The following is a 16,401-nucleotide window of genomic DNA, read 5'->3' as shown; positions in this document are numbered from 1 at the left end:
AATCTCCATGTCGCGTCGACTCATCACACCCAGCGAGCGCAGCAAGCTCGACCCGTTCGTTGTCGCCACCGGCGATGCCAGCCCGCGCGATCAGCGCGACTTGATGGAGCGGCCGTTCTTTTCGCTCGCCAAGGCCAAGCGGACGGCGCCAATCCTTTACGAGGCCGGCGACGTCCGCGTCGAGGTTTATGCGGTTCCAGAGCACGGTATGGCCACCATCTGGGATGCCGACGTGCTGATTTGGGCAGCCAGCCAGATTGTCGAGGCCGAGAACGTTGGCCTGAAAACCTCGCGCTTCCTCCGTTTCACGCCCTACCAACTCCTGATCGCGGTTGGCCGGCAAACGGGGGCGCGGGACTACAAGCTCTTGAAGGGCGCACTGACCCGTCTGCAAGCGACCGTCATCCGCACCAGCATCCGGCAGGGCGAGCACTGGCGGCGCCACCAGTTCTCATGGATCAACGAATGGGAGGAATGCGCGACGCGCGACGGTCGGGTGCAGGGAATGGAATTCGTTCTTCCCGACTGGTTCTATCGCGGCGTCATCGATCGCTCACTCGTTCTCACGATTGATCCGGCCTATTTCAGCCTGACCGGCGGAATCGAGCGCTGGCTCTACCGCGTCGCGCGCAAGCACGCCGGCCGTCAGCCGAGAGGATGGCCGTTCGAGGTCGCACACCTCCACAAGAAATCCGGCAGTCTCGCCAAGCCTGCTGACTTCGCCTTTGATCTCCGCCGGATCGCGGCGCGTCAACCGCTGCCAGGCTACCGCCTGAGCATCGAACGCAGGGAACGCCGAGAACTGCTGCGCATCCTGCCAGGCAAGTCATTCACAGCACCTGTGGATGGCGCTGTGAATCATCTCGGGACTTCGGGCGTTCACGCTATCGGGACTCCGGGCGTGCCGGTATCGGGATTCCGGGAGTGCAAACCACAGCTAACGCTTTGGCCGGAAACCGCGATCGCTCGTCCTAACTTAGAGTCTAACTTAGAATCTAACTGTTGTAGTGAGCCGGTACGTCCTGAGGATAACAACTCGGACGCATCGCCGTGCGCTGAGGCGCCGTCAACCAAGCACCCAACACAACAATCTCTGCCGCTTCTCGACCACAAGCCGGGAGGCAAGCGATGATCGTCGCCGTGCTCAACCAGAAGGGCGGTGTTGGCAAGACCACGCTCGCCCTGCATCTTGCCGGTGAATGGGCGCTGCGCGGCAGGCGCGTGACGCTAATCGATGCTGATCCCCAAGGCTCGGCATTGGACTGGTCGCAGCAGCGGGCACGGGAGAACGTGGCGCGGCTATTCGGCGTCGTTGGCCTTGCGCGCGATACGCTCCACCGCGAGGCGCCGGAGATCGCTCGTACGGCCGATCATGTTGTCATTGATGGGCCGCCGCGCGTCGCTGGGTTGATGCGTTCGGCGCTGCTGGCCGCCGACCTGGTGCTGATCCCCGTGCAACCCTCGCCGTTCGACGGCTGGGCGTCGGCCGAGATGCTCGATCTGCTGCGCGAGGCTCGCATCTATCGTCCGCAGCTTGCTGCTCGTTTTGTGCTCAATCGTTGTGGTGCGCGCACGATCATCGCGCGCGAGACCGCTGAAACTCTCGCCGATCACGACCCGCCGGTGCTCGCCAGCACCATCGGCCAACGCGTTGTCTTCGCCGACGCCGCTCAGTCAGGACGGCTCGTCTTCGAGTTCGCCGAGCAGAACGCCGCCGCCCGCGAGATCGCCGCGGTCGCGGCTGAAGTTGCGAGGTTCGCGCCATGAGCGAGCGCTCCACCAAGCGCGGCGTCGCTTCGCGTCCCGGCGATGCCGAAAGCTGGATCAAGGCCAACGACGCACCGCCGCGCCGCGTGGATGAGGGGGACGCATTCACCGCGCGTTTGACCATCGACGTCACGCCGACGCTGCGCGGCCGCATCAAGGTCGCCGCGTTCCAGCGCGGCGTGACCGTCGCCGACATGCTCCGCGACTTGCTGGCGCGAGAGTTCCCCGCCGATACCCTGGAGAGCCGTCATGAACGACAATGAGGCCTTGCCGCCGCGCGCCGTGCCGTCCTCGCACCGACGCGACGTTGCGCTCACCCATGTCGAGCTGACCTGGATCGAGAAGCGGATCGAGCACTGGCTGCGCTTCGGCCGCCGTGCCGAAGAGAAGATCCTCGACCGTCGCCGCAGCATCTCCATTTTTGCGCCCGGCAGCATCTTCGGCTTCGTCCGCTGGGCATCGAATGACTACGGCACCGTGGTATCGCGCATGGACATCGTGCGCGCCGTGGAGTCCGGCCAGCGCTATCAGACGCTGCCATTCGTTCGCCCCGGCGGCGAAATCCTGCTGCGTGTCGACAGCTGGCCGAAGGTTGAGCGCGTGTTGCAAGCAATCGACGCCATTGAGGCGCTCTGCATCGATCCGGCCGACGCCGCGCCGGAATACTGGCGACATCTGCACAACCGTCTCGCTGCCGACCATGTGCCGCGCGCCTACACGCGCGAGCAGCATGTCGCCTGGCTCAAGCGCCGGAGTGTCACGCCATGACCCGCTTCGGCTATCTCATGTTGACCTACATTGCGGCGTTGGTCGCCGGTGCCTTGGCGCTGGTCCATCCCGCACCGCGGCTGATCTGGAACGCTACCGCGAGCACGCCAAGAGGGCTCTACGCGCTGCATTCGGTCGGAGAGTTGCGCGACTTGGAACTGGTTGCAGTCCGGCTTCCAGAACCAATCGCGAGCTTTCTCGCCGATGACGGCTTTCTTCCGAAAGGTCTGCCGCTGCTGAAGCGTGTGATGGCGCTGCGCGGACAAACTGTGTGCCGGTCGGGCGATGCCATCACGGTCGATGCAGTCGATGTCGGCGCCGCACACGACGACGATCATCTCGGCCGTCCGCTGCCGCGTTGGAGCGGTTGCCACACCCTCGAGCCGGGTGAGGTCTTCCTTATGAATCCGACCGTCCCGGACAGCTTGGACGGCCGCTATTTCGGCGCGCTCCCCGTCACCTCGATCGTCGCGCGCGCGGTCCCGCTTTGGACCGACGAGGCCGGCGACGGCCGTTTCGTCTGGCGCGCCGCCACCCATTGACCCGCTTCTTAAACCCGCCAACCCAGGAGCTTTCCCATGGCGCAAATCGGCCAGTTCACCCGCGACAAGTCCGGCTTCACCGGACGCGTTGAAACACTGTTCTTCGAGCGGATTCTCACCCTCGTCCCGGCCGAATCCTCGGATGCCGAGAACGCGCCGGACTACCGCATCCGCCTCGGCGATGCCGGCGGCCCGGAGATCGGCGCAGGTTGGAAGCGTACCGGCGAGAAGGCCGGTGATTACGTTTCGCTCGTCATCGACGACCCCGCGCTGCCGCGGCCGATCCGAGCAAATCTCTTTCAATCGACCGACGACAAGTCGGCCTGGACGCTCAACTGGAATCGTCTGCCCCAGCGCGCCGAGCGGGACTGATTGCATGCAGGGTCCCGTCACGCGTGCCGCCGACGAGGCGCGTCGAAGCTCTATCCCTTTGTTTGCGGTAAAGCCGTCTCATCGCTCCGGTCCGCGCAGCCGTCGGCCGGCCGCCGCGCACGGCGGTGGTCAAACCGGCGGTCCGTGCTCGCCGTTGGTGAGCAGCACGAGGTCTCGCCGTGATGTCGGAACCAGGGCGGGCTTTGCCGTTCTCCTCCTTACCGGCCTGCTGGCGATTGGTGGGTCTGTGCCGTCGGCGTCTGCACAGAAAGCGTCGACGCGAAGTCAAACAGCAAGCGACCGCTATGTCGCTGATGTAGCAGAAGCTGCGCAGCGTTTTGGCATTCCGGCTGCGTGGATACGCGCCGTCATGCGGGTCGAGAGCAACGGCGATCGGCGTGCCGTCTCACCGAAAGGTGCGCTCGGCCTGATGCAGCTCATGCCCAAGACCTGGGCGGATATGCGCGCTCGTTACGGTTTCGGGCGTGATCCCTTCGATCCCCATGACAATATCCTCGCCGGTGCCGCCTTCCTTCGCGAACTGCACGACCGTTACGGTTCGCCGGGCTTTCTCGCGGCCTATAATGCGGGTCCCGGCCGCTACGAGGAGTTTCGCGACAGACATCGTCCCCTACCTGCCGAGACCGTCGCCTATGTCGGGGCCATCGTCCCTTTTGTCGATGCGGAGAGGGCACCAAGACCTCTTCTCATCGCGGCCTCTTCTCGTTCATCCTGGACGCGAGCGCCACTGTTTTTCGGCCACGTTGACGGTCCGTCTCGTAGCGCGCGAGCGGCGCTCGATCAACCCGCGGACGGCGGCTCAGTTGCCACTCCGGTGCATGATATTTCGGCGATTGCGCCGCAGTCGGAGGGCCTGTTCGTCGCGCTCTCGGCCACGGGGCGAACGCAATGACTGCACGGCGTTTTCAAGATCAATGCGCGGATCGCGTGACGTCTGCACACACCCTTGTTGCGGAGATCTGCGTATCCGCCACGCGACGGCGGCTTACCAGCACCATCGGATGGGATAGGGCGATGCCTTCGGCCCGCGCTCTACTCGTCGCTTCGCTCCTCACCGAGCCACCCTACGGGTGTCTCGGCCCTTCGGGTAACGATCGCTATCGCAAACGCTCGCAAGCAGCGGGGCTTCGCAAGTCAACTGCCAAGTCGCGGCGGCTCTTTCGCAATGAATCGGCCGCCAGCCAACGTGTTCGGGCAGGCGCTATTGAAGGATCTACCGCAATGACCCGACCCTGTCGCAAATCGCCGCAAGTACCGACCGGACGATGGCGAGATAAAAGGCCGCAATGTGCGGCTCGGTCGGTGGGTTGTTTGTGCTGCCATTTTTCCTCGGGTCCGCAATGTGCGGCTTCGGCGCGCAATGTGCGCCTCGCCAGCAACTCATTGTGGGGATTCGACGTCTCGCACATTGCCGGGCCTGGCCATGGCTGAAGAGAACGATTTTCAGCCTCGGCCCGGCCGCATCCGCTCCTCGCGGGCCCAGCGGGCAAAACCCTTCATCGCCCAGGCGCTCGCTGCCGCTCAGCGCGCCGGTGGCGGCATTTCGCGAGCTGGCCAACTCGTGAGCCGTCATTCGCGCTTCGGCCGCGGCCGCCTCGCCAGCGTGCGGGCGAACCGTTTGCTGACCGGGCGCTCGCGGCTGGTGACGATCAAGACACGCGTTGTCCGGCATAGAGCGAGATCGGCGCCGCTCGCCGCCCATCTCGGCTATCTCCGGCGCGAGGGCGTCACCCGGGACGGGGAGAAGGCCCACCTGTTCGGCCCCGACACCGAGGATGCCGATCCCAAGGCCTTTGCCGAACGCTGTCAGAATGACCGCCACCATTTCCGCTTCATCGTCTCGCCCGAGGATGCGCCTGATATGGCCGACCTCAAGGGTTTCGCCCGCGATTTGGTTAGTCAGATGGAAGTGGACCTCGGCACCAAGCTCGACTGGGTGGGCGTCGATCACTGGAACACTCAGCACCCGCACGTGCACATCATCGTGTGTGGCGTCGCCAGGGACGGCCAGGACCTCGTCATTTCCCGCGACTACATCAAGGAGGGGATGCGCGCTCGCGCGCAGGACTTGGTCACGCAAGAACTCGGACCGCGCTCCGAACTCGACATCCGCCGTTCGCTCGAGCGCCAGGTCGAAGCCGAGCGGTGGACACAGCTCGACCGCCAGCTTGTTCGCGATGCAGACCGGCATGGCCTCATCGACCTTGCCCCCGATCCGGTGCAGCAGCCGGATCAGTTTCATGCGTTGAAGGTCGGGCGGCTGCGGCGCTTGGAGCGCCTCGGCGTTGCTCATCAGATCGGGCCAGGCCAATGGGTCATGGACGAGGCGGCCGAGACGACGTTGCGCGAACTCAGCGAGCGCGGCGACATCATCAAGCGTATCCACCGAAGCCTGACCGAACGCGGCATCGAGCGCGGGAGTGGCAGCTACGTGCTGGCAGGCGAAAGCCTGGACGTTCCCATCATTGGACGCCTCGTCGATCGCGGTCTGGACGACGAACTCAAGGGGACCGCCTATGCCGTGGTCGATGGCGTCGACGGCCGCACTCACCACATCAGGTTCCCCGACCTCGACGCGGCTGGCGACAGCGCGCCGGGCTCGATCGTCGAGCTCCGCAAATTCGACGACACGAGAGGGCAACGGCGCGCAGCGCTCGCCGTCCGCTCTGATCTGTCGATCGAAGCGCAGGTGACCGCAAGCGGTGCGACATGGCTCGACCGGCAGGCCGTCGCGCGCGATCCAGTGTCACTCGGCCAGGCCGGCTTCGGCGCCGAGGTTCGCGATGCCATGCAACAGCGGGCCGGGCAGCTCATCGAACAGGGACTCGCTGAGCGCCAGTCGCGCGGGCTCGTGTTCGCGAAGAACCTTATCGGCACCCTGCGGCGCCGAGAATTGGAGGATCTCGGCAAGCAGCTCGCAGCCGAGACCGGCCAGCCGTTCAATCCGTCGGCCGCGGGCGAATATGTCGCCGGCACCTATCGGCAGCGCTTCGCGCTCGCCTCCGGCCGCTTCGCCATGATCGACGGTGGTCTCGGCTTCCAACTGGTGCTCTGGACGCCCTCACTGGAAAAGCAACTCGGCCGGCATGTCTCCGGCGTCGCGCGCGCGGATGGCGGCATCGATTGGGGTTTTGGGCGCAACCGTGGGCTTGGCCTATGAGCGAATCCTCCAATCACCGACACCGGGAAAGGGCGGCCGCCATGTCCGCGACCAAGATCCTTTGGGGCCAGGTCGTCACAGTCTTCGCGATCGTCGTACTGACTATTTGGGCTGCGACCGAGTGGACCGCCTGGCGGCTTGGCTTCCAGCCGCAACTTGGGCAGCCCTGGTTCGAGCTCTTGCATTTTCCCTTCTATCTCCCGCCGGCCTTCTTCTGGTGGTGGTACGCTTACGACGCTTACGCGCCCTCAATCTTCACCGAGGGCGCCTACATCGCGTCATCCGGCGGCATCATTGCCGCGGCCGTCGCGATCGGTATGTCAGTGTGGCGCGCCCGCGAGGCGGAGAACGCCGAGACCTATGGCTCCGCGCGATGGGCGGAGGAGAAGGAGATCGAGCAGGCGGGATTGCTCGGACCTGACGGCGTCGTGCTCGGCCGGTTCGAGCGCGCCTATCTTCGCCATGATGGACCGGAGCATGTCCTGTGCTTCGCACCGACTCGGAGCGGGAAGGGCGTCGGTCTCGTCATTCCTTCGCTCCTGACGTGGCCGGGCTCGGCGATCGTCCACGACATCAAGGGGGAGAACTGGCAGCTCACCGCCGGCTTTCGCGCCCGTCACGGCCGCGTCCTTCTGTTCGATCCGACCAACACGAAGTCGTCGGCCTATAACCCGCTGCTCGAGGTTCGCCGCGGCGAGTGGGAGGTGCGCGACGTCCAAAATATCGCCGACATCCTGGTCGATCCCGAGGGCAGCCTTGAGAAACGGAACCATTGGGAGAAAACCAGCCACGCACTCCTGGTCGGCGCGATTCTTCATGTCCTATACGCCGAAGAGGACAAGACACTCGCCGGCGTCGCAGCCTTCCTGTCCGATCCCAAGCGGCCGATCGAGTCAACGCTCGCCGCGATGATGCGGACGGCGCATCTCGGCGAGGCCGGCGTGCATCCCGTGGTCGCGTCCGCCGCCCGCGAATTGCTGAACAAGTCCGGCAACGAGCGCTCCGGCGTCTTGAGCACCGCCATGTCCTTCCTGGGCCTCTACCGAGATCCCGTGGTGGCGGAGGTGACACGGCGTTGCGACTGGCGGATTACCGACATCGTCGGCGGAGACCGAGCGACCACGCTGTACCTGGTCGTGCCGCCATCGGACATCAATCGCACCAAGCCGCTAATCCGTCTGATCCTCAATCAGATCGGTCGGCGTTTGACCGAGGATCTGCAAGCCAAGGCCGGCCGGCGTCGGCTCCTCCTGATGCTCGACGAATTCCCGGCGCTAGGCCGGCTCGACTTCTTCGAGTCCGCGCTGGCCTTCATGGCGGGTTACGGCATCAAGAGCTTCCTGATCGCCCAGTCGCTGAACCAGATTGAGAAAGCCTACGGCCCCAACAACTCGATTCTCGACAACTGTCACGTCCGGGTCAGTTTCGCGACCAACGATGAAAGGACGGCCAAACGGGTATCTGACGCGCTGGGGATGGCGACCGAGATGAAAGCGATGAAGAATTATGCCGGCAGCCGGCTCGCGCCTTGGCTGGGTCACCTCATGGTGTCGCGATCGGAGACCGCCCGCCCTTTGCTGACGCCCGGGGAGATGATGCAGCTCCCGCCATCAGACGAGATCGTCATGATGTCGGGCCTCCATCCGATCCGGGCCAAGAAAGCGCGCTATTACGAGGACGGGCGCTTCCAGGAGCGCATCATGGCGCCGCCGACCCTGACCAAGGCCGACGACAGGCGACCGGATGACTGGAGCTCGCGACCATTGCCGCCGCGTCCATCGGCTTTAGCGGCCCCGACCGACGACCAGGCGGACGACGAAGATCCAAAGACCGCGGATCGGCGGCGTCATCCGGAACTGGATCAAGAGATGGCGGAAAAGAAGGCATCCCCCGACAACGAGTTCGTGGCCGACCTCGCCGACGAGTTCGATGACGATGCTCCGCGGATCAGGCGCATGAATGACATGATGCAGGGTGTCGCGCGCCAAGCATCACTCGATCCTGGCGACGACCTTGGACTGTGAGGCAGCATGACCGCGCCGAAGAAAAAGGCCCAGATGTCGGTCTATCTCGATCCGGGTGTTATGAAGGCGCTATCTGCCTATGCTGCCCGGCGCGAGCAATCGCTATCGCTCATCGCCGAAGCCGCCATTGCGTCCTTCCTGTCGCCGGACGCCGACGAGCGGCGGGAGGCCGCGATCGCCAAGCGCCTCGATCAAATTGATCGCCGCATTGCGCGGCTTGAGCGGGATGTCGGGATTTCGGTCGAGACCGTTGCACTCTTCATCCGCTTCTGGCTCACGACGACACCGCCACTCCCTGAACCGGCCGCCAAGGCCGCGAGAGCACAGTGAAATGGACCCCGGTTTTGGGACCAGAGGCTAAGTTGGAAAAGGGCCGCTCCGTTTGATAGACGGAGGGCATGATGACGAAGAAGACACGACGGAAGATCGACGCGGCGTTGAAGGCAAAGATCGCGCTGGAAGCGGTGCGGGAGCAGGCGACGGTGGCCGATCTGGCCCAGCGCTATGAGGTTCACCCGAACCAGATCTATGCCTGGAAGAAGCAGCTGCTGGACCAGGCGGCCCGGGCTTTTGACGCGGGTGTCGGGCGCGAGAGCGAGGAAACGCGCGAACGCGAGATCGAGAAGCTGCACGCCAAGATTGGACAACTGACAGTCGAGCGCGATTTTTTAGCGCGGAGGTCCGGAAGATGAGCACGCCGGACCGTCGAGGAATGCTCGATCGCGCCGACCAGGCGCTGTCGATCCGCCGGCAATGCATGTTGCTTGGCATCGCCCGTTCTGGGGTCTACCGGCCGCCACAGCCGGCCAACGACAACGACCTTGCCCTGATGCAGCGGATCGACGAGCTGTTCACCGCCTGGCCATTCCTGGGCTCGCGGCGAATGACCGCGATGCTGAAGGCTGAGGGGCTTCAGGTCAATCGCAAGCGCGTGCAGCGGTTGATGCGCAAGATGGGCATCGCGGCGCTGGGACCGAAGCCGAACACGACAAAGCCGGCGCCGGGCCACAAGATCTATCCCTATCTGCTGCGCAACATGACGATCGACCGGCCGAACCAGGTGTGGGCGGCCGACATCACGTATCTGCCCATCGGCCGCGGCTTTCTCTATCTCGTCGCCATCATCGACTGGGCGAGCCGTGCGGTTCTGGCGTGGCGGTTGTCGAATACGATGGACGTCTCGTTCTGCGTGGCGGCTCTGGAAGAGGCGCTGGCGACGTACGGCACGCCGGAGATTTTCAACACCGACCAGGGCAGCCAGTTCACCAGCGTGGCCTTCACCGGCGCGTTGGTGGGCGCAGGGATCAAGATCTCCATGGATGGCCGCGGTCGTTGGATGGACAATGTCTTCATCGAGCGGCTGTGGCGGTCGCTCAAGCATGAGGACATCTATCTCAAGGGCTATGCCGACGGCCGCGAGGCCAAGGCAGGGATCGCGAGCTGGATCGCCTTCTACAACGATCGTCGCCTTCATCAGTCCCTCGGCTATCGCACGCCGATGGCGGTCTGGCGCGAACGGATGCAGGCCGCGCAGGCTGTGGACATGGTGGACAACGCTGACGCGTTGACCACATGCCCACAGCAATTCCAGCAGACAGAGTCTCTGGCTGCGTGATAGAAAGGGATCAGGAGCGATCCGTTTCCAACTAACAAACCGGTTCAACCGGTCCCGCTCCGCGGGTCCATTTCACAGGCCGGCGCGCGGTATGATAACTTCGTTGCGGCGCTCGGGCGACGGCTCAGTCAAGGCCCGAAGCTTCGGCAGGAAATCCCGGAAGATATCCAGGAGAGCGAGCCGACGTGAGGATAGCCGCTTGACGTGCCGATGATCGCTAGCCGCGTGGACGAAAATCCCGCCGCGGCGGGGGTTCAATGCCGTGCATCGCGAGCAGTTCCTGTGCGAGAACCGACGCTGCGTAACCGATCTCCTCAACACACGCGGACGCGTCTTTCTCAACGTCGGTCGGCGAGAAGGTGAGGATAGGAACGCCAGAGACGATCATTGTTCGGGCTCGAACCCGGCTGTGAAGGTCGTCAGGTAGCGTGCGGTTGGGCGCATGGCACTCAACCGCCAGCCATCGAAAGTCCCCCTTCATGCAAATCTTCAGCACGAAAGCCGGTGTGAAATCCCGGATCTTCTGTTTGACTCCCCATAACGTACCCCAATCCGGGCTACCCTGTGCCCCCCAAGCACACTGATAGCCGATTTCGTTGTACCCATCGGATCCTTCCAATGCGAGATATGCGGCGAGCCGTGCAAGGAGCGGATCATCTGCCTGCTCGGTTGCGAGGAAGAGGTCGTCCCCAAATCGCTCAAGAAACCGTCGCGCGACCCGAATATTCGCAATCATAGTGTCTGTATCGTCGTGGCCCGCGGCAATTGCTTCCGCAACCGCCTCGATAATGATCTCTTCGCCCCGGTCCGCGACCGCCTCATAGAAGTCGAGCGGCGGAATCGGAATTCCGTGCTCCGACAATTTGCAAGCTGTCGCGAGCACGACCTTGCGGAGTAAGCCAGGATGCCAACCGCGAAGCGGATTGAGGTCTGAATGGTTATCGCTCATGTCACTTACAAGGTCCGAGATTCTTGACCCAAACTTATACTGCTGAGTCTGGCCGATCTAAATCGCTGTCGCGAGCACTCCATCGGCGCTGCACCGTCCTCAGCAATTCGGGGGGAATCGACTGGTGTGCGGGGGCCGTTGAAATCACCCTTTGCTGACAGCAGAGGTGAAATTCTTGCGTTAGGGTTCGATTAGTACACATTCTCCACAGCAAGTATTTTTTCTCTGCTCTACGCCGGCTCTCTACGACGACTGAATACTTGTTGAACTAACCCATTTCCTGCCTTTTCTATCCATCCCCGTTGCTGATCGCTTGCCGCGATTGGCCTTTGGGGGACGATCGTGGCGGGCACTTCACTCAATTCGGAAGCATTCTCGCGTGGCGCACGCATGCTGCGCACCGCGCTTGGTCCCGCGATCGCGACGTTCGAAGATCCGGCGATCGTCGAGGTGATGCTCAACCCCGATGGTCGGCTCTGGATCGACCGGCTGTCCGGCGGATTGGAGGATAGCGGCCGGACGATGTCCGCCGCCGACGGCGAGCGGATCGTGCGTCTGGTCGCGCACCATGTCGGCGCTGAGGTGCATGCCGAGAAGCTGCGGGTCTCGGCTGAGCTTCCCGAGACGGGGGAGAGGTTCGAGGGGCTTCTGCCGCCCGTCGTGGCGGCGCCGGCCTTTGCGATCCGCAAGCCTGCGGTCGCTGTTTTCACTCTGGACGATTACGCGGCCGCGGGCATCATGACGGCCGGACAGGCGGGCGTGCTCCGCGAAGCGGTCGCCGCCCGCAAGAACATCCTGGTCGCCGGCGGCACCTCGACCGGCAAGACCACGCTGACAAACGCGCTGCTGGCCGAGATCGCCGGCACCACCGATCGCGTGGTCCTGATCGAGGATACGCGAGAGCTGCAATGCCGCGCTCCGAACCTGGTCGCGCTGCGGACCAAAGATGGCGTCGCGTCCCTGTCGGATCTGGTTCGGTCCTTCCTGCGCCTACGCCCCGACCGGATTCCGGTCGGCGAGGTACGGGGCAGCGAAGCCCTGGAGCTCCTCAAAGCCTGGGGCACGGGCCATCCCGGTGGGATCGGAACGATCCACGCCGGCACGGCACTGGGCGCGCTTCGCCGCCTCGAGCAGCTCATCCAGGAAGCCGTCCTCACCGTTCCCAAGGCGCTGATCGCGGAGACCATCGATCTCGTAGCGGTGCTGCGCGGCCGCGGCAGCGAACGCCGCCTCGCCGAACTCGCTCTCATTGCCGGCCTCAATCCCGCCACCGGCGATTACCGCGTCCAGTCCGCCGGGGCGGGCGGCCAATCCTCGCTTTTCAAGGAGCCGTCATGATCCAGTTCCCTCCCGCGATCCGTCACGTTCACCGCCGCTTCACTGAGCTTGCGGCGATTGCCTTCATCTCCATCGCTGTCGCGCCCGCAGCCTACGCCTCCGGCTCCTCGATGCCGTGGGAGACGCCGCTCAACCAGATCCTGGAGTCGGTGCAAGGCCCGGTCGCCAAGATCATGTCGGTCATCATCATCACCGTGACCGGCCTGACGCTCGCGTTCGGCGACACGTCCGGCGGCTTCCGCCGGCTGATCCAGATCGTTTTCGGACTGTCAATCGCTTTCGCCGCATCGAGCTTTTTCCTGACCTTCTTCAGTTTCTCCGGCGGAGCCTTGGTGTGATGGCTGCAATCGTCGATCCGGAAGTGCCGGGCCTTTTCGCGCCGGTCCATCGCGCGCTCACCGATCCGATTCTGATGGGCGGCGCGCCCCGCACCGTTGCGATCGCTAACGGCACGTTGGCGGCGGCAATAGCGCTCGGCCTCCACCTCTGGATTCCCGGCGCGCTGATTTGGGCTGTGGGCCATGCGGCGGCCGTCTGGGCGGCCAAGCGTGATCCACAGTTCGTGGACGTCGTGCGACGTCACCTCCGCTATCCATCGTATCTCGGCGCGTGAGGCTTCCATGCTGAACCTCGCTGAATATCGCAGCCGGCCCCACAGCCTCGCCGACTTCTTGCCCTGGGCCGCCTTGGTCGAGAAAGGCATCGTCCTCAACAAGGACGGCGCCTTCCAGCGCACGGCGCGCTTTCGTGGTCCGGATCTCGACAGCGCGACGCCGGCCGAGTTGGTCGGCGTGACGGCTCGCCTCAACAACGCGCTCCGCCGTCTTGGTTCAGGCTGGGCGATCTTCGTTGAAGCCCAGCGTATCGCCGCCCAGACCTATCCGCACAACACCTTTCCGGACGCCGCATCAGCGCTGGTCGATCTGGAACGGCGGGACGCTTTCGAGGAGGCGGGGGCGCATTTCGAGAGCCGCTACTTCCTGACCTTCGTCTGGCTCCCACCGGCTGAGGACGCCTCACGCATCGAGGGCTGGCTCTATGAGGGCCGCGCGCAGGGTGGCGTCGATCCGTACGAGCTGCTGCGTGGCTTCGTCGACCGGACCAACCGCGTCCTGCAACTGGTCGAAGGGTTCATGCCGGAGGTGGCGTGGCTCGATGACGGCGAGACACTGACCTACCTGCATTCGACCATCTCCACCCGGCAACAGCGCGTCCGCGTCCCCGAGACGCCGATGCATCTTGACGCGCTGCTCGCGGACGAGCCGCTCGCCGGCGGTCTCGAGCCCCGCCTCGGCAGCCACCACCTTCGCACGCTCACCGTGGTCGGTTTTCCGACCGCGACCCATCCCGGAATCCTCGACGAGCTGAACCGGCTCGCCTTTCCCTACCGCTGGTCGACCCGCGCAATCCTCCTCGACAAGACCGAGGCGGTAAAACTGCTGACCAAGATCCGCCGACAGTGGTTCGCCAAGCGAAAGTCGATCGCCGCCATCGTCAAGGAGGTGATGACCAACGAAGCCTCGACACTGGTCGATAGCGATGCGGCGAACAAGGCCGCCGATGCCGATCTCGCCTTGCAGGAGTTGGGCACCGATGACGTCGGCCAGGCCTATGTCACCGCGACCGTCACTGTCTGGGACGAAGACGCCGGTCTCGCCGCCGAGAAGCTGCGCCTCGTCGAGAAGGTGATCCAGGGGCGCGACTTCACCTGCATGCCGGAAGGGGTGAACGCGCTCGAAGCCTGGCTCGGCTCTCTGCCGGGGCAAGCCTACGCCAACGTCCGCCAGCCGCCGCTCTCGACGCTGAACCTGGCCCACATGATCCCGCTGTCGGCGGTCTGGGCCGGGCCGGACCAGGATGAGCATTTCCGCAGCTCACCACTGTTTTTCGGCAAGACGGAAGGTTCAACTCCGTTCCGCTTCTCGCTGCATGTCGGCGACGTCGGCCACACCCTGATCGTCGGTCCCACCGGCGCCGGCAAGTCCGTGCTGCTGGCGTTGATGGCTGTTCAGTTCCGCCGCTACCGGAAAAGCCAGATCTTCGCCTTCGATTTCGGCGGTTCGATCCGCACAGCGGCGCTTGCCATGGGCGGCGACTGGCACGACCTCGGCGGCAGTCTGTCGAACAGCGCGGAGGACTCCGTGTCTCTTCAACCGCTCGCACGTATCGGCGACGCGGCAGAGCGCGCCTGGGCTGCCGAATGGGTGACCGCGATCCTCGCAAAGGAAGGCGTCACCATCGATCCGACCGTGAAGGAGCATGTCTGGTCGGCGTTGACCTCGCTGGCGTCCTCACCGGTCGAGGAACGCACGATCACCGGTTTGACGGTTCTGTTGCAATCGACCGCACTCAAGCAGGCGCTGCAACCTTATTGCGTCGGCGGCTCCTCCGGCCGTTTGCTCGACGCGGAGGCCGAGCAGCTCGGCTTTGCGTCGGTGCAGGCGTTCGAGACCGAGGGCTTGATCGGCGCAGGCGCGGCGCCTGCCGTCCTCACCTACCTCTTCCATCGCATCGAGGGCCGGCTCGACGGCCGGCCGACCCTCCTCATCATCGACGAGGGGTGGCTCGTCCTCGACGATCCAGCCTTCGCGCAACAGCTCAGGGAATGGTTGAAGACCCTGCGGAAGAAGAACGCCTCCGTCGTCTTCGCCACCCAATCGCTCTCCGACATCGACGGCAGCAATATTGCGCCGGCGATCGTCGAGAGCTGCCCGACGCGCATCTTCCTGCCGAACGAGCGCGCGATCGAACCGCAGATCACCGCCATCTACCAGCGGTTCGGCTTGAACGATCGCCAGATCGAGATCATCGCGCGGGCGACGCCGAAGCGGGACTATTACTGCCAGTCCCGGCGCGGCAATCGGCTCTTTGAGCTCGGCCTCGGCCCGGTCGCGCTCGCCTTCTGCGCTGCGTCCTCCAAGGCCGACCATGCCGCCATCGAACGGCTGCTCGCCGAGCACGGCCGAGACGACTTCACGCCCGCCTGGCTCGCCGATCACGAGCTGCTCTGGGCCGCCGATCTCATCCCCGACCTGACAAACCTGGAGGTGCAATCATGACCGCCCACATGACACGGCGCGTTGGCTCGGCCGCTGCGACCGCTCTCGCGCTCGCTCTATCGATCTCGTCGCCTTTGACGACACCAGCGTCCGCGCAGTGGATCGTCTACGACCCCACCAACTTCAGCCAGAACGTGCTGACCGCGGCGCGCGAGCTGCAGCAGATCAACAATCAGATTCAGATGCTAACCAATCAAGCCCAGAGCCTGGTGAACCAAGGCAAAAACCTCGCCAGCCTGCCGTTGTCGACGCTGACTCAGCTTCAGTCACAGGTCGCCCGGACCCAGTCGCTGCTGAGCCAGGCCCAGAACATCGCTTTCAACGTCGAGCGCATCCAGACGGCGTACTCCAGCACATACGGCACGGCGGCGGCCACGGGCTCCAATGCGACAATGTTTGCCGCGGCTCAAACCCGCTGGCAGAACTCGGTGGGCGCTTTCGAAGACTCACTGAAGGTGCAAGCCGGCGTCGTCGGCAATATCTCGACCAACTCCAGCGCAATGAGCTCGCTGGTTACCGCCAGCCAGTCGGCAAGTGGCGCTCTGCAGGCCGCTCAGGCCGGCAACCAGCTCCTGGCCCTGCATTCCCAGCAGCTTTCCGATCTTGTCGCGGTTCTCGCCGCTAAGGGGAGGGCGGACGCGCTGGAGCAGGCGCGTGTGACCGCGACCGAATCCCAAGGCCAGCAGCAATACAAGATCTTCTCGACACGCAGCGGCTATCAGCCCGGCAACGTCACCATGTTCAGCGGCAACTGAGGCACCGACTATGGAGCGCTCGGATATCCTT

The 16,401-nt window shown here is 64.3% G+C and carries 16 protein-coding genes and 2 pseudogenes; 17 read left to right on the top strand and 1 reads right to left on the bottom strand.

Annotated elements, in window-relative coordinates:
- Positions 1-7 precede the first annotated feature (7 nt).
- From ACFLEY_RS33375 to ACFLEY_RS33320, 12 genes and pseudogenes are all read left to right on the top strand, one after another.
- Entirely contained in the window at positions 8-1,132 is a 1,125-nt protein-coding gene (locus ACFLEY_RS33375) for a replication initiator protein A (RefSeq protein WP_211434197.1), read from the top strand.
- Positions 1,129-1,767, top strand: coding sequence for a ParA family partition ATPase (gene parA, locus ACFLEY_RS33370; protein ID WP_060910529.1), 639 nt, complete (start codon positions 1,129-1,131; stop codon positions 1,765-1,767). Before ACFLEY_RS33375 ends, parA begins: the two co-directional genes overlap by 4 nt.
- The gene (locus ACFLEY_RS33365) at positions 1,764-2,030 is read left to right on the top strand and encodes a hypothetical protein (protein ID WP_060910530.1); all 267 of its coding nucleotides are present in this window, start codon (positions 1,764-1,766) and stop codon (positions 2,028-2,030) included. The genes parA and ACFLEY_RS33365 overlap by 4 nt, the downstream gene beginning before the upstream one ends.
- Positions 2,017-2,535 carry a DUF2840 domain-containing protein gene (locus tag ACFLEY_RS33360; protein ID WP_060910531.1) on the top strand — a complete coding sequence of 173 codons (519 nt, stop codon included), beginning with the start codon at positions 2,017-2,019 and terminating at the stop codon, positions 2,533-2,535. The genes ACFLEY_RS33365 and ACFLEY_RS33360 overlap by 14 nt, the downstream gene beginning before the upstream one ends.
- Positions 2,532-3,077, top strand: a complete 546-nt coding sequence (locus ACFLEY_RS33355; protein ID WP_060910532.1) for a S26 family signal peptidase — start codon at positions 2,532-2,534, stop codon at positions 3,075-3,077. The genes ACFLEY_RS33360 and ACFLEY_RS33355 overlap by 4 nt, the downstream gene beginning before the upstream one ends.
- 36 nt (positions 3,078-3,113) lie before the next feature.
- Entirely contained in the window at positions 3,114-3,449 is a 336-nt protein-coding gene (locus tag ACFLEY_RS33350; protein ID WP_060910533.1) for a DUF736 domain-containing protein, read from the top strand.
- Between the two features lie 370 nt (positions 3,450-3,819).
- Entirely contained in the window at positions 3,820-4,362 is a 543-nt protein-coding gene (locus ACFLEY_RS33345) for a lytic transglycosylase domain-containing protein (protein ID WP_373565993.1), read from the top strand.
- A 531-nt stretch (positions 4,363-4,893) separates the two neighbouring features.
- Entirely contained in the window at positions 4,894-6,630 is a 1,737-nt protein-coding gene (locus tag ACFLEY_RS33340) for a VirD2 family relaxase/mobilization nuclease (protein WP_060910534.1), read from the top strand.
- 41 nt (positions 6,631-6,671) lie between these two features.
- Positions 6,672-8,654 carry a conjugal transfer protein TraG gene (locus ACFLEY_RS33335; RefSeq protein WP_060910535.1) on the top strand — a complete coding sequence of 661 codons (1,983 nt, stop codon included), beginning with the start codon at positions 6,672-6,674 and terminating at the stop codon, positions 8,652-8,654.
- Positions 8,655-8,660: 6 nt separating this feature from the next.
- Positions 8,661-8,981 (top strand): annotated as a pseudogene (locus ACFLEY_RS33330) (CopG family transcriptional regulator); the annotation flags it as partial.
- A 74-nt stretch (positions 8,982-9,055) separates the two neighbouring features.
- A protein-coding gene (locus ACFLEY_RS33325; protein ID WP_244433177.1) for an IS3 family transposase occupies positions 9,056-10,269 on the top strand; the annotation gives its coding sequence in 2 pieces (ribosomal slippage) (positions 9,056-9,332 and positions 9,332-10,269; 1,215 coding nt in all).
- Positions 10,270-10,341: 72 nt separating this feature from the next.
- Positions 10,342-10,458 (top strand): annotated as a pseudogene (locus tag ACFLEY_RS33320) (CopG family transcriptional regulator); the annotation flags it as partial.
- A 28-nt stretch (positions 10,459-10,486) separates the two neighbouring features.
- Here ACFLEY_RS33320 and ACFLEY_RS33315 read toward each other — a convergent pair.
- Complete coding sequence (locus ACFLEY_RS33315; RefSeq protein ID WP_129557513.1) at positions 10,487-11,218, bottom strand: hypothetical protein; 732 nt, start codon at positions 11,216-11,218, stop codon at positions 10,487-10,489.
- Between the two features lie 342 nt (positions 11,219-11,560).
- Between ACFLEY_RS33315 and trbB the strand changes: the two genes are divergently transcribed.
- The 5 genes from trbB to trbJ are packed head-to-tail and all read left to right on the top strand — an operon-like array spanning position 11,561 to position 16,370.
- Complete coding sequence (gene trbB / locus ACFLEY_RS33310; protein ID WP_060910538.1) at positions 11,561-12,556, top strand: P-type conjugative transfer ATPase TrbB; 996 nt, start codon at positions 11,561-11,563, stop codon at positions 12,554-12,556.
- The gene (locus tag ACFLEY_RS33305; protein WP_060910539.1) at positions 12,553-12,894 is read left to right on the top strand and encodes a TrbC/VirB2 family protein; all 342 of its coding nucleotides are present in this window, start codon (positions 12,553-12,555) and stop codon (positions 12,892-12,894) included. Before trbB ends, ACFLEY_RS33305 begins: the two co-directional genes overlap by 4 nt.
- Positions 12,894-13,169, top strand: a complete 276-nt coding sequence (locus tag ACFLEY_RS33300) for a VirB3 family type IV secretion system protein (RefSeq protein WP_060910540.1) — start codon at positions 12,894-12,896, stop codon at positions 13,167-13,169. Before ACFLEY_RS33305 ends, ACFLEY_RS33300 begins: the two co-directional genes overlap by 1 nt.
- Before the next feature lie 7 nt (positions 13,170-13,176).
- The gene (trbE, locus tag ACFLEY_RS33295) at positions 13,177-15,615 is read left to right on the top strand and encodes a conjugal transfer protein TrbE (protein ID WP_060910541.1); all 2,439 of its coding nucleotides are present in this window, start codon (positions 13,177-13,179) and stop codon (positions 15,613-15,615) included.
- Complete coding sequence (gene trbJ, locus ACFLEY_RS33290) at positions 15,612-16,370, top strand: P-type conjugative transfer protein TrbJ (RefSeq protein WP_082755981.1); 759 nt, start codon at positions 15,612-15,614, stop codon at positions 16,368-16,370. The genes trbE and trbJ overlap by 4 nt, the downstream gene beginning before the upstream one ends.
- Positions 16,371-16,401 lie beyond the last annotated feature (31 nt).

The sequence above is a fragment of the Bradyrhizobium sp. YCK136 genome (assembly GCF_044570075.1).
Lineage (GTDB): Bacteria > Pseudomonadota > Alphaproteobacteria > Rhizobiales > Xanthobacteraceae > Bradyrhizobium > Bradyrhizobium diazoefficiens.
This window is presented reverse-complemented; position numbering and strand designations above follow the sequence as displayed.

What these genes read in the sequence shown, in the direction of transcription:
- ACFLEY_RS33375 (WP_211434197.1), top strand. Translation starts at nt 8, where the DNA reads ATGTCGCGTCGACTCATCACACCCAGCGAGCGCAGCAAGCTCGACCCG.
- parA (WP_060910529.1), top strand. Translation starts at nt 1,129, where the DNA reads ATGATCGTCGCCGTGCTCAACCAGAAGGGCGGTGTTGGCAAGACCACG.
- ACFLEY_RS33365 (WP_060910530.1), top strand. Translation starts at nt 1,764, where the DNA reads ATGAGCGAGCGCTCCACCAAGCGCGGCGTCGCTTCGCGTCCCGGCGAT.
- ACFLEY_RS33360 (WP_060910531.1), top strand. Translation starts at nt 2,017, where the DNA reads ATGAACGACAATGAGGCCTTGCCGCCGCGCGCCGTGCCGTCCTCGCAC.
- ACFLEY_RS33355 (WP_060910532.1), top strand. Translation starts at nt 2,532, where the DNA reads ATGACCCGCTTCGGCTATCTCATGTTGACCTACATTGCGGCGTTGGTC.
- ACFLEY_RS33350 (WP_060910533.1), top strand. Translation starts at nt 3,114, where the DNA reads ATGGCGCAAATCGGCCAGTTCACCCGCGACAAGTCCGGCTTCACCGGA.
- ACFLEY_RS33345 (WP_373565993.1), top strand. Translation starts at nt 3,820, where the DNA reads ATGCGGGTCGAGAGCAACGGCGATCGGCGTGCCGTCTCACCGAAAGGT.
- ACFLEY_RS33340 (WP_060910534.1), top strand. Translation starts at nt 4,894, where the DNA reads ATGGCTGAAGAGAACGATTTTCAGCCTCGGCCCGGCCGCATCCGCTCC.
- ACFLEY_RS33335 (WP_060910535.1), top strand. Translation starts at nt 6,672, where the DNA reads ATGTCCGCGACCAAGATCCTTTGGGGCCAGGTCGTCACAGTCTTCGCG.
- ACFLEY_RS33315 (WP_129557513.1), bottom strand. Translation starts at nt 11,218, where the DNA reads ATGAGCGATAACCATTCAGACCTCAATCCGCTTCGCGGTTGGCATCCT.
- ACFLEY_RS33305 (WP_060910539.1), top strand. Translation starts at nt 12,553, where the DNA reads ATGATCCAGTTCCCTCCCGCGATCCGTCACGTTCACCGCCGCTTCACT.
- ACFLEY_RS33300 (WP_060910540.1), top strand. Translation starts at nt 12,894, where the DNA reads ATGGCTGCAATCGTCGATCCGGAAGTGCCGGGCCTTTTCGCGCCGGTC.
- trbE (WP_060910541.1), top strand. Translation starts at nt 13,177, where the DNA reads ATGCTGAACCTCGCTGAATATCGCAGCCGGCCCCACAGCCTCGCCGAC.
- trbJ (WP_082755981.1), top strand. Translation starts at nt 15,612, where the DNA reads ATGACCGCCCACATGACACGGCGCGTTGGCTCGGCCGCTGCGACCGCT.